The 12,370-nt window shown below is 50.3% G+C and carries 8 protein-coding genes; 4 read left to right on the top strand and 4 right to left on the bottom strand.

The window, feature by feature from the left end; translation table 11 throughout:
- The 4 genes from OXG87_01190 to OXG87_01175 all read left to right on the top strand — a co-directional run.
- Positions 1-256 (top strand): hypothetical protein (locus OXG87_01190; protein ID MCY3868136.1); only part of this gene is annotated, 256 nt, incomplete at its 5' end.
- A 16-nt stretch (positions 257-272) separates the two neighbouring features.
- Entirely contained in the window at positions 273-1,214 is a 942-nt protein-coding gene (locus OXG87_01185; protein ID MCY3868135.1) for a PorV/PorQ family protein, read from the top strand.
- A gap of 8 nt (positions 1,215-1,222) precedes the next feature.
- A complete protein-coding gene (locus OXG87_01180) occupies positions 1,223-2,593 on the top strand; it encodes a GWxTD domain-containing protein (GenBank protein MCY3868134.1) in 1,371 nt (456 codons plus the stop codon).
- A 12-nt stretch (positions 2,594-2,605) separates the two neighbouring features.
- Complete coding sequence (locus tag OXG87_01175; GenBank protein MCY3868133.1) at positions 2,606-4,591, top strand: hypothetical protein; 1,986 nt, start codon at positions 2,606-2,608, stop codon at positions 4,589-4,591.
- Between the two features lie 82 nt (positions 4,592-4,673).
- Here the strand turns inward: OXG87_01175 and OXG87_01170 are convergent, their stop codons facing one another.
- The 4 genes from OXG87_01170 to OXG87_01155 all read right to left on the bottom strand — a co-directional run.
- Complete coding sequence (locus OXG87_01170) at positions 4,674-5,432, bottom strand: DUF5683 domain-containing protein (GenBank protein MCY3868132.1); 759 nt, start codon at positions 5,430-5,432, stop codon at positions 4,674-4,676.
- Positions 5,433-5,445: 13 nt separating this feature from the next.
- On the bottom strand, positions 5,446-6,999 hold the full coding sequence (locus OXG87_01165) for a hypothetical protein (GenBank protein ID MCY3868131.1): 1,554 nt from the start codon (positions 6,997-6,999) through the stop codon (positions 5,446-5,448).
- On the bottom strand, positions 6,989-10,114 hold the full coding sequence (locus OXG87_01160) for a GWxTD domain-containing protein (GenBank protein MCY3868130.1): 3,126 nt from the start codon (positions 10,112-10,114) through the stop codon (positions 6,989-6,991). Before OXG87_01160 ends, OXG87_01165 begins: the two co-directional genes overlap by 11 nt.
- A 535-nt stretch (positions 10,115-10,649) precedes the next feature.
- Positions 10,650-12,370, bottom strand: a 1,721-nt coding sequence (locus OXG87_01155) for a GWxTD domain-containing protein (GenBank protein MCY3868129.1), incomplete at its 5' end; no start/stop codon positions are given.

Genomic DNA, 12,370 nt, shown 5'->3' with positions numbered 1-12,370 from the left:
CAGCACCAATATTCGCTTTGTCAACATACCCCGAAAAGCAAAAATCTCCATCTTTTCAATCTCCGGAGATTTGGTCGCCGTCATCAACCACCCACAGCGCACTACCGACCCCGACAGGGGCGAAGCCACCTGGGACCAGCGCACGCGCACATTTTCCGGGCGCGTCGCCGCCGGACGCTACTACTACGTGGTAGAATCTCTGGTTGCTGGCGAAACGGGCAAAAAGCAGACCGGGATGTTTATGATCATCAAATAGAGCAAAGGAGGAACACGTGAAACGCTTACAAACAACACTCGTCCTGGTCTTCACTGCCTTTGCCCTATCGGCAACAGGCGCAGAGGCTGGGCTCAAAAAACTCGGCAATGCCGGATTCACCTTCCTCAAAGTCTCCCAAAGCGCGCGCGCAGTTGCCATGGGCGATGCGTACACCGCAGTGGGCACGGGTATCGATGCCATGTTCTGGAACCCTGCGGGCATCACGCAAATCAATCGCGCCGCTTTTAGCCTGGGATACAACAAGTGGATGGTCAATTCCAAATTTTATTCGGGGGCTTTTGCCTACAACTTGGGCACGCAGACCATAGGCATCACAGTCTTGTCTTTCACACCCGATGAATTTGAAGAAACCACCATTTTCCAGCCCAATGGCACGGGCAATATCATTAAAGACAGCGACTTTGCCATTGGCCTGACTTATGCCATCAAATTCACCGACCGATTGTCATTTGGTGCCCAGGGCCGGTATATTCAAGAGACGCTCTATACCGATGTCAACAGCGGTCTGGATGTCTCGATAGGCACGCTCTTTTACACCGGGTTCCGGTCTTTGCGTTTGGCCATGACCTTGAAGAATTTCGGACAGGATATCGTCATCATCGACGATACGGCCTTCCGCCCCCTCATCTACAGCATCGCGGCCTCAATGGAACTCTACGGCAATCTGGGCGATCCAGTTTCGCTTACCGTAGCTGCTGAAAATGCCTTTTTTGTCGATTTTGAAGGCCGCATTCACACGGGTGCCGAACTCTGGTTGCACAATATTCTCGCGCTGCGCGGTGGCTGGAAATTCAATAACGATACCGAGAGTTTTGCCCTCGGTTTTGGCCTCAAATACTCGGTCAATGAGCGCCCCTTCACTCTGGACTTTGCATATAGCGATATGGGCGAATTATTGGATCCCACCTACCGGATAAATATTGGCGGTTCCTTCTGAGTTGCGATATGAAATATATCCTTTTGTCGCTGTGTCTCGCACAGGGTCTCCTCGCGCCAATTTCGGGAGAAGATATGCCAGTGATGGCGCGGGGAGCCATTCCGTTCTGGATCGACAGGGCGGGTTTTGATACGCCAGACAGCCTGAACTACGGCGAACTGTATCTCCAGTGCCCGTGTAGGCACCTCACCTTCAGAGCATTGAACGACCAACAGCGGGCTGCTTATCGCGTAGAAGCCACCTTTTTTTCCAGGCGCGATAGCATGCCCTTCAAATGGGAAAAACAGATCGTCACAGACGCGGGAACAGACCCGCGCGATCAGATGATTACAGAGGCACTGAGCTTCAGAATTGCTCCCGGCACCTACGGGGTTCGCGTTCGCTTGAAAGATTTGCAGGCCAATGCCGAAGGCACCTGTGAACTCGCCTTTACAATGCCCGAATTTGACAACGCCACCCCGACCATAAGTGACATCCAGTTTGCCCATCGGATTGACGCTGCAAACACACAGACCACCAGAAATCTGGTCAAGAACGGGTTCAAAATCGTTCCCAACGCACGCAGGTCAATCGCGACGACCTTAAACATCTACTTTGAACTCTATGGCCTTGCCACAGGCGAGGGACGCGCTGCAACTTTCGACCTCGCCTATGCCCTCCTGGATACCGCGGGACAGCGGATCAAAAACTTTCCCTCGGCGCGCTACCGCAAACCCGGCACAACCGCAATTAAAACCGAAGCTCTCGATTTCAAAGGTGTACCGCCAGGGCATTATGTACTGGAAATCACTGCCCGCGATAATGGCACGGGCAAAATGACCACGCGCCAGCGGGCTTTTTCTATACAAAAACCCGCACTGGCAACAGACCCCGCCTCCTTAAAACGCTATTACAAACAAATCCGCTATATCGCCACAAAAACTGAACGCGAAACCTATCCCTCCTTGAGCGCCACCGAAAAAGTGGCATTTATTCTGTCCTTCTGGAGAAAACGGGATCCAACGCCTCTGACACCCAAAAACGAATTTGCCACAGAACATTTCAAGCGCATTCGCTATGCAGACGAACGCTTCTCTGCACGTCCCGGGCAAAAGGGATCGGATACCGATCAAGGGCGCATTCACATCAAATACGGCTTGCCCACAGACATTGAACGCAGTCCGTTTAGTGCCACCGGCAAAGCTTTTGAAATTTGGACCTACGAACACCTCAACTACTACGAGTTCGTATTTCTGGATCGCCTTGGAGATGGCGTTTATGAAATGATCCACGCCACCATGCCAGGAGAACGCTACAACCCCAACTGGCGAGACGAACAAGCCATCGGTGATCAAACCGACCCCACATCGCTGCCATCTGAGGCATTTTCTCCGCCATAAGCAATCAAACCTATGGCAAAAACGCCAGCCCCTCAATACAGATCAGAATACCTGCCCAAACACAGGACAAGTGGCGTAAGTCTTCGCGCCATTGTATTGGGTCTCGCGCTCGTTGTCCTGATCAACCTCTGGATGCCCTATTCAGAGTACATCGTGCGGGCATCGCGCATGAACCTCAGCCACTTTCCAGTCGCAGTATTCATCCTCTTTCTCCTCATACGCTACCTGCTCACCCCCCTACTATCAGCCTGGAACCCCACCCTTCTTTTAACCCCTTCCGAACAGTTCGTCATCATTGCAATGGGACTCGCAGGTGGTGTGGTGCCCGGATCAGGTGTGCTCGGTTTTCTTTTTGGAACCATTGCTACTCCGTATTATTTTGCCACGCCAGAAAACCGCTGGGCGGACTTCTTTCACGCCCACCTTCCTATCTATTTGGTACCACCCAATACCAACGGCGCAATGCGCGATTTTTACGAAGGCGCACTGCCCGGCACGCCAATCCCCTGGTCTATATGGGGGGCACCCCTTTTTTGGTGGCTTATTTTCATCGCCGCCATTGTCTTTGTTTCGGCCTGTATTGCAGTCATCTTGCGCCGCCAGTGGTCTGAAAATGAGCGTTTGGCATTTCCTCTGTTAAGTCCGACCCTGCATATTGTTTCTCCAGAACAGACACGCAATAATCCCTTGCAGTACAGAGGTCTCTACTGGACGGGATTTGCTCTCTCCTCTGGCATTCTCACCTATAATATCCTCCATTTCTTCTGGCCTATCGTGCCCGATATTAAACTGACACTTCCCTTTTTTTATTTTGCCAAAGGTTATCCCCCTATCTTTCCCCGATTCAATATTTACGTCATGGGATTTGCCTATTTTGCCAACCTCGACGTGCTTTTCAGCATGTGGTTCTTCCATCTTCTTTTTTACCAAATCCCAGGTGGCCTCTTAAATCGCATTGGATTTGACATGTCCGGCCGCGGCGACCCCTATGGTGCGCTTCACTTTTCCGGCGCGGGCTGGTTGTGTTTTGGCGCTCTGTGTTTTTTCGTTTTTTGGGGATTGTACATCTCTCGCCATCATCTCAAAGCAGTCCTTCTCAAAGCCATCAATCCACAACACCCCATTGACGACACCCGGGAACTCTTATCTTACCGCACCGCTATTTTGGGGCTGCTTATTGGAACAGTTTTTATTTTTTTCTGGTTATATCAATCCGGCATGAACCCCTCAACAATCGCCTTTTACATTGTAGCCACCTTTGTCATTTACGTAGGCATAGCGCGCGTCGTCGCGCAAACTGGCATCCTTTTTGTGCAAGCCCCAATCAGCGCACAGGTTTTCACCATTTATTCTCTCGGCGCACACGCCCTTTCGATGCCCACGATGACATCGCTCGCCCTCTCCTATGCACTCACGAACTATATTCGCGGTCTGTTTATGCCCGCATTAATCCATATCGCCAAACTATCCGAATGGATCAAAGCCGACCACCGCAAACTTTTAGGCGCAGTCTTTTTGGGATTAGTCGTCGGCTGTCTGACGTTTATCTTCTATGTCATTCCCCTGGGTTATGAAAAGGGGGCTTTCAATTTTAATGACATTCCGCTCAAATCGGGTATCAATCGGATCTATCCGGTGATCCTCAGCAAAATTGTCAATCCCTTTGATGCCGACTGGCAAAGACTGGGCTTTTTTGGCGGCGGCGCAGCATTGATGGGATGCCTCACATTCTTACAATATCGCTTCCCCTGGTGGCCCCTGCATCCCATTGGCCTGACTGTTTGCAGCACCAATGTCGCCCGCAGCAATCAGGTCTCTATTTTTATTATTTGGGCATTCAAATTGTTCGTACTGCATTTTGGCGGTGTCTCTGCTTATCGTCGTTTTCAGCCCTTCTTTATTGGCCTGCTTACCGGTTATGGTCTGGGAGTCGCGCTGTCTTTTATTGTCGATGCCCTGTGGTTTTCCGGTCAGGGACATTACGTACACAGGTGGTAAGCAACCGCGCGAAAGACAGTGCCAAATATTAAAAAGCCGATGTAAAAACATCGGCTTTCCTTGAAAATCTGCCCTATATACCTCAAAACGCGATGGTCAAACCCATGGGCGCAGGCTCAAAAACTGCGCTATCAAATAGATTCAGAACCCAAATCGCACCGAGGACACCGATCAGAATATTCACCCGTTTTTCACTGGACTTGACCTCTCGATGACGCGCCTCCCACTCGGTATAGCGCGTCCCATCCTCATTTGTATATCGCTGGTTTACATGTTGAAATATATTCGTCTGACTGTAGTGATCGCGGGCACTCTGAAAATTCCTATACTGCATTCTCAGCACGACAGATGTACCAACCACTGCACCGAGAAATGCGTATCCTTTTTTCTTATACCCCCGGTAATACTGCCCCCATCCGGGAAATACCAAAGACCGCATCGCAGCCGACAAGCGTTTGGTCTTCAGGCGGCGTGCGGCCTCCTCACCGTGCAATAAAGCCCACCAGAACGCGCCCGGATCTGCATTCTCAAAATAGCCCCGATCCAATCGGTTATTCAGGGCAAAAGCCTCTCGAAATGCCCAATCGGCACGCAGAGAGTCCCCCGCAGCAAGATAACAACATCCCAGATCATAAAACAGACGTGCGCGCGAATCCCGATTCATCGGCGTCAGCTTCGGCGAAAGTTGTGCCACACCCGGCACAGCCAATAAATACCCTATCGCACCTGCATAATCCCCCTGTTTATAGCGCGCTTCAGCCTCTCGAACATAAGACGGAATATCCTGAGCACCTGCAATACCAAATGTACCAATCACTACCATAAAAACCAAAAACCTCATCTCTTCTCCCCGATTAATTTGGATCGGCCTGGACAAAAGGCACCAGAAACGGGGGTGCGCTTTTAAACAGAACAATATGATTTTGTGCATCCCATACATACACACCGCCATCATGAGAGACAACCAACCCAGCAGGATCTAAAATTAGATCATCCAGAACACGCCATCGCAATACAGGCTGTCCGTCAGCATTAAAAACCATAATCCGATCCCGAGCCAGTACAAATACAGCCCTGGGACCACTGCCAATCCATACGGGAAAAACACCATCGGGCAACACAACCTCTTCCCAAACAGGCTGTGACCCCATGTGGCTTGTATCTGTGCGAAACACCTCTCCCTGCGTCGTCACCATCCAGATATCAGGTCCCAAAACCGCCAGACTTCGGATCGCGCCTTCAATACCCGTATCATAAGACCCGCGTTCAACAATGGTATTTACATTAAATGAGAATGCCTTTAACCTCTGTCCAACACCCACCCAAATCGTGCCATCTCGCGCAATCGTTATCGCAGTAGGCAACTCAGAATCTGCAACGCGCCAGTCCTCGTATTGCCAGGGAATCTCATAGATTCTCAACTGAGACGACCGAAACGCAGAAAACTGCACTTCTCTGGTCTCTGACAAAATGCCGCAGAGCAATACAGTGGGAAGAACGCGGATTCCAGCAGAGACCGCGACAACAGAAAGAGATTTCAATTGCAACCCCGCACGGTTGGGCACGGGCAGTACGCGCGGGTCACCCTCATATCCCGTATGATTGACCTCGCGTATGGAAATGGCATCGGATGTCGCGAGTAATGCCAGGGCGGGACTTGCAAAAGTCGTAGCGGACGTCAAAGCCACAAACACATTCGGTGCCTCGACAATATTGAAATTGAGTCGCCGTTGATACGGGTATATAAATATTTCGCGACTATCGAGCACCACATCGCGATCCATCGTATTCCGCAAGCAATACGTATATTTGCGGTTACCCTCTATGAGCTCATCGGTAAAACTCGCAACGGCGGGATCTTCAGACTGAAAAATCACCTGCGCTGCCGCATCATCTACAGCACGCAACAACTCATAGCGACGGGGAACACCTGCCGCCAAATGCCAGTTGATAGTCGCTGTACCCTCTTCGGGCAAAAACTGGATCGTTTCCAATAGCGCCCCGGGAATCTGCACCGAGCCTACGGTTGCTCTTGCTGGTTTCTTTTCGGCGGTTTCTGTATGCAGGCTATAACGGTGCTGTTCACCAGCCTGGATATCAAAATGCGCGATCGGCATCATCTTCCACACATCTGCACGGGGGTTCGCTTCCCGCGAAGGCGCAGGCAAATCACGCCAGGGAAATCTGCGCCAGCCATCGCGCTCGCTGCGCCATAATCGATAGCGCGCCACAGGTTCAATACCCAGATATTCCCATTCGAGTACAACCGCATTCTGCTCCGCGTCATATCTCAGATCAAAGGGGACCACAATCCGCGAATTGGCTGGATCAGTAGCGAGATCGCGCCTGGAATCACACCCGGCCAACAATAAAAGACACAACAAAAAATATGTGACACTATTGCCCATATCGAAACACAATCTCCTTTGAAACACGACGCGGTGCATTTAAGTCTTCTACGATAATTTTCACCCGATTGCGCCCCTGTTTCGCCTTTGTCAGATCGACAAACTGATAAACCTGCACGCTCGGCTGTGTATCCACCTGTTCAAACGACATCGACACTTCGGGATTGACCTCCTGACCGGTCAACAGCATGCGCAAACCCTCCACCTGTTCCAGAGCCGCAATCTGAATCGTCACGCGATAGCGCGTCTGCCCAAACGCGTCTGCCATTAGATTATACACCTCAAAATACAACCCCATCTCCTGTCCAATGAGAAACGCACGCGTGGGCAAAGGCAACACCCGCAAATTCTTTCGGCGAAAAGAATCATCCACATCCGTCTCATCTATCTGCGCGGCCAATACCGGATCGCTCATCTGCAACTCCGAATCGCCATAAGACTCAACCGCAAGAACCTGCCGCAACATACCCACGCGATTGGCACTGACATTCTCTGCCTTCACCGTCAAATGATACGTGCCGGGCGGCACGGACAAGGTCAACAAATCGGTCAGCATAGCATTCGAATCAGATAGCGTGTCTTTCCGCACAACCGCTCGACTCGTGCGAAACGCGCGGTTTGTCACCGAATCATAAAGCGCAATAGATAGTGTCAAATCGCCTCTACCGATCTTCTCCACATCTATCGGCAAACCATAGGCCACATCCACCCGCGTCATGAAATATCCCCCGCGCGCATCGGCCACATCAAAATAAAATTCCAACGCCCGCGTTTGCCACCACGGTCGATATTGCTCTGGTATCTCACCCACAGCCTGCATATAAACCGTTTCCGGCGCATTTTCCTGAATCCGCGTTATGGACCGCATCCCTATCGGCTGGCGCAACGGAATCGGCGCAAAATTGAAATGCCCCGATCCCATCTCATCCGTAAATGTAATCTCCATCCCCCCGCCAACCGTCACATACACCCACGATTCCCAGGGCACGAGACTATTATCTTCCCCAGAGGTAACCGGCAAATAACCATCGCCCATCGTGTGAGAAATCCCAGATCCTCTTCTCGCCATCAGTCCAAACGAATCGGCCATCATCGCACGCGAACTCCGCACGGGAAACACCGTGCCCACGAGCGCGCCATCGGGCGGACGCGTGTATAACTGCGCGTACAACGCGTCCTTCACCCGCTGCACCGCAACACTCATTACTCCAGGCGCGCGACCAGACCGCGAACGATAATCAGGCTCGCCATAGCGCAAATACACCTCACCGCGCCGATCATAAGGATACGCAGACCCTGCGAAATATTGCCGCGCCATCCACACCCGCTGATAGTGTTCTTGCAAACGCTCATTCACTTCTGTCGTCGGATCCAGATCCTTTTGCATCCAGAATCGATCGATAAAATCTTGCTTCTCCCCCTTAGAAAGCGCATTGTAGATCGCGCGTTGAGCATCTGACAAAATAGGGGTTGGATCAACGTGCAACGTCAGCGTCTGTGCATCAATCCGCTCCAAAAACCGATCCCAATACTCCGAAGCGCGCTCGTAATCCCCCGCCCGATAAGCCCATTGTGCTGCAACAGGCAACAAATCGAGCGCCTCAGGATGGCGTTTCATAAATGGCAAAATCTGTCGCGCGATCGCCTGCTGATCCTCCATACGCAACAACACAGCACCCAGCTTTGTCACCGCATCAACATCATCCGGTTCCAGAGACAAATAGCGCGTATAATACGCTGCGGCTGTTGTATTGTCCTGGGATAAAGCGTAAAAATCATCGCGCGCAAACCAGTCCCCCAACAACTGATATGGCGCGCTATACGTCGAATCAATCGCAAGCGCCCGAGACGCCATATCCACGCACTGATCCGTACCGATATCAAAATACACCGACGCCATCTGGTAATACAAATCTGCGCGCGTCGTATCCGCCTCTATGGCGCGATAAAAATACGAAACAGCGCGCTGCCGCAGAGCGGGACGTCGCGCATAAACCCTTCCCAAGCCTTCATAAGATAGCACCCGACTATCTTCAAAAGACTCGGCCTTCAAAAATGCCTCTTCAGCATCGCTCAAAAGCCCGCGCTCCAGCGCGACCATACCCCGATTCACCCATCCCGGTCCATCTTGCGGCTCCGGTTGATTTGCCCAGGCATCCGTCTGAGTACCCGATTTAACCTTTGCCAACCCCGCGATCAGATCTGTGGCAATTGTCTGCGACAAATCGTCAAACCGATCCTTGCGCCAGACGCGCCGACCATTGGCACTGCCCGCCCACAAAATACGACCAGAAGACGTATCAATAAGCCGCAGCGCAACCCCCACAGCATTGATCGCATTGTCCCTGCCCGTAGCCATCAAACTACCGCATAAAACAGCATCTGCCCTATGCGCCAACAACGTCCGATCCGCAGTATTCAGTCGCGCGCCTATGGGCTGTGACATATCCAATCTATCAAATAACCCATCACCTATCATACCCTCTCTAATCAACCGCTCATATCCTCCCACCAGTGCTTTTTGCGAAGTGTGCAAAGGCGCGAATACCACCTGCAACGGCCACTCATCTGACCGCATCATCTTGCCGTGCCGATTGGCTTCCTGAAACCCGAGTTGCGCCATCAAATTGCCCAGTGCAATCTCCCCAATATCGCGCTGAGCATAGATCCACTGCCATTCGACATCATCCCGCGCCTTACCCATCCAAATGGGTTCCCCAGTATCCAAATCCACAATCCGCACATGCAATGTGCGCGTCCCGGCATCAGAAACAAATCCGATCAACGCCCGATCTGCGCGAGCCGCTGTTTTCAACAAAAATAAATCATAATCTTTCAACGCCTGTTTGGTCTCCAATATCCTCTCCATCCTGTCCTGTGGAATCGTATCCGGCTCCACCAGTTCAAACCAGCGCCCCTGAAACGCGGGAATATCCCGATAGCGCATCAACTCATCCACCAATCGGTCAGCCATAAAAATTCCGTAATCGGGGTCTTTCTCTGAAAGTAGTGGAAACACCGCCAGACGAGGAACCGCTTCGCGTTGTGGCAACACCTCTTCACACTGCACCGCCGCAGAAAACACGAGCAATAATATTAGAAGTGGATATCTCATTGAAGTTCTCTCGTTCTGGTGAAGTGTTTATGGTTTGGGCATCAAGCGCATCAATACACTGTTGATTGTCTCAAGGCGATATGCGAAAAGGTGAATTTATAAAAATATCAAGCAATTCTTGTGCCAAAATTTTCTTTTCTATATTTTACAATTAGTTACGAAAATTTGTGCCATGAACGCAGTTTCATAAGTGTCCGATTTTGAGACAGTAGTGTCCGAAAATGAACACTTAAAATAAAAACCATATCCCGAATGATGTTATGCTAAATAATTAGCATATAAATTTTAAAAAAATAGCCAATTAAAAACTCATTGTCAAGATTAGAGTACGAAACAATTAGCAGTTTTTTGATGCCCAGAATGAATGCACTTTTTTACAGCCAAATCGGAAAGGAATAATATAAATACCTGTTTTTATGGTATTTATATTATATTGTCTCATTTGAGAAAGAAATCAACATGTGTGTTTTTTTAGCTCAGATGTTGTAAAATGGATACAATATGGGGATATAAAGGATCTCCAACATTATCCTCTCTAATCAGCAACCACAAAAGAGGCTTTTTTCACTGCCCTCTCACCAGATTCCAAATCTGTAATCTTCACACTCACCGTATGGCGACCCAGCCCACACGCTGTCAAATCCAGCGCGATGTATGTGGCCTCTGAAGAACGCCTGCCCACTTGCTCAAAATCTATTGCGATCTCCTCGTCCTCTCCCTTCGTAATCGTCTTGACCAGTTGTGAAACAAGCGCGCCCAATGTCATCTTTTCTTGTGACCGAATCGTATATGCCACTCGGTACCTGGTCTGACCAAACGCATTGCGTTTCAAATTGTAAATCTCGTAATACACATAAATACTTCGATCTCGCGGATAGGTCCTGGTGGGCATAGGAATGACTTCAAGGTGCCCTTTGCTAAATTTACTTCTCTCCTTCCTCTCAAAAATCTGCCAGGCCAGTTCCAGATCGCTTACTCGAAGTTGCGTCTGTGGATATGCCTCAATCTCCATATCCTGGCGATACCTTCCCTTGCCTATGGAAATCAAATCCTGTACAGACACCTCCATCTTGTAAGAACCGGGCGGTACATTGAGGCGAATCACATCCGGCACAACTGCGCCTTTAATACCTGTGACATCGCCCGCATTTCTGAAGTGTAAGGGTGCGCGGCTGCGATAGATGCTTCCAGTCTCCGTATTGATCAAAGCGATAGTGCGTTCAACCGAGAGGCGTGTCTCATCTTCTGTCGCAAAGTAATACCCCAGCGTGTGAGGCACACCGAGATAGACTTCACACATTGTTTTCTCATCCTCACCGCGAAAATCCGCAGATGCGTAATAAAATTCAGACGGATCCTCGTTTTCCAGTGGGCGATAATAATCGGGGATTTGGGCGGCGGCCTGTTCGGTCACAGTTCTCGGATTATAGCGATGTAAAACAGCTAACTGTTTCAAGGGAACCATATCGCCGGGTGGTGCAGGTGCGTAATCATAGATGCCGAGTCCTCTTTCATCGGTAAACGTAATATCGAGTCCATCGCCAATATCGACGTAAATCCAGTTCTCCCACGCCACCATTGCCCCATCCTCTGATGCTGTAACAGGCCGAAAAATATCTGTGCGGGATTCACGCGCAGAACCTGTCGATATTTCGAATAATTCTGCGGTATATCCCTGAAACTCCGATATTTTTCCACGCAGACTTCGCACGGGATAAACTGGACCAACATAAGTGGCACCTAATGGGGCTATTAAAGATTCTGTATTATAAGGATTACTGCGTCCTGATCTCAGAAACTCCTTTGGATGGACTTTGGTACCATAAATCGACAAAGCCAATCGCTCCTTGATCCTTTGCACAGCCAAACTCTGTTCAAAATTTAACTCATCTGACTGAGAGCGATAATCCGGCTCACCAAATCGAATATACACTTCCCCGCGCCTATCCCATGGACTTTGACCCTCTGAAAAATGATGCAGTGCATACCACACCCGCCAGTAGTGCTCTATTCTCCGCTCATTTTCAGCCGTCGTGATATCTGGATCGTGTAAGTTCCAGAACCGGCGCAAGAATCCCTCGCGCTCGTCTATCGGAGTGGCATTAAATGCGGCGAGTTCTTCGCGCGAGGCCACAAAGCGGATGTCCTCATATAGCATTCTCGCATTGGGATCAAGACCATCCAGATACCGCTCAAAATACCGCTCCGCAGGTACTATCTTTCCCAGCTTCATATACGCATACGCCAGAACGGGAA

The organism is Gemmatimonadota bacterium, assembly GCA_026706845.1.
Lineage (GTDB): Bacteria > Latescibacterota > UBA2968 > UBA2968 > UBA2968 > VXRD01.
The sequence above is the reverse complement of the archived record's forward strand: the minus strand, read 5'-3'. Positions and strand labels throughout refer to the sequence as shown.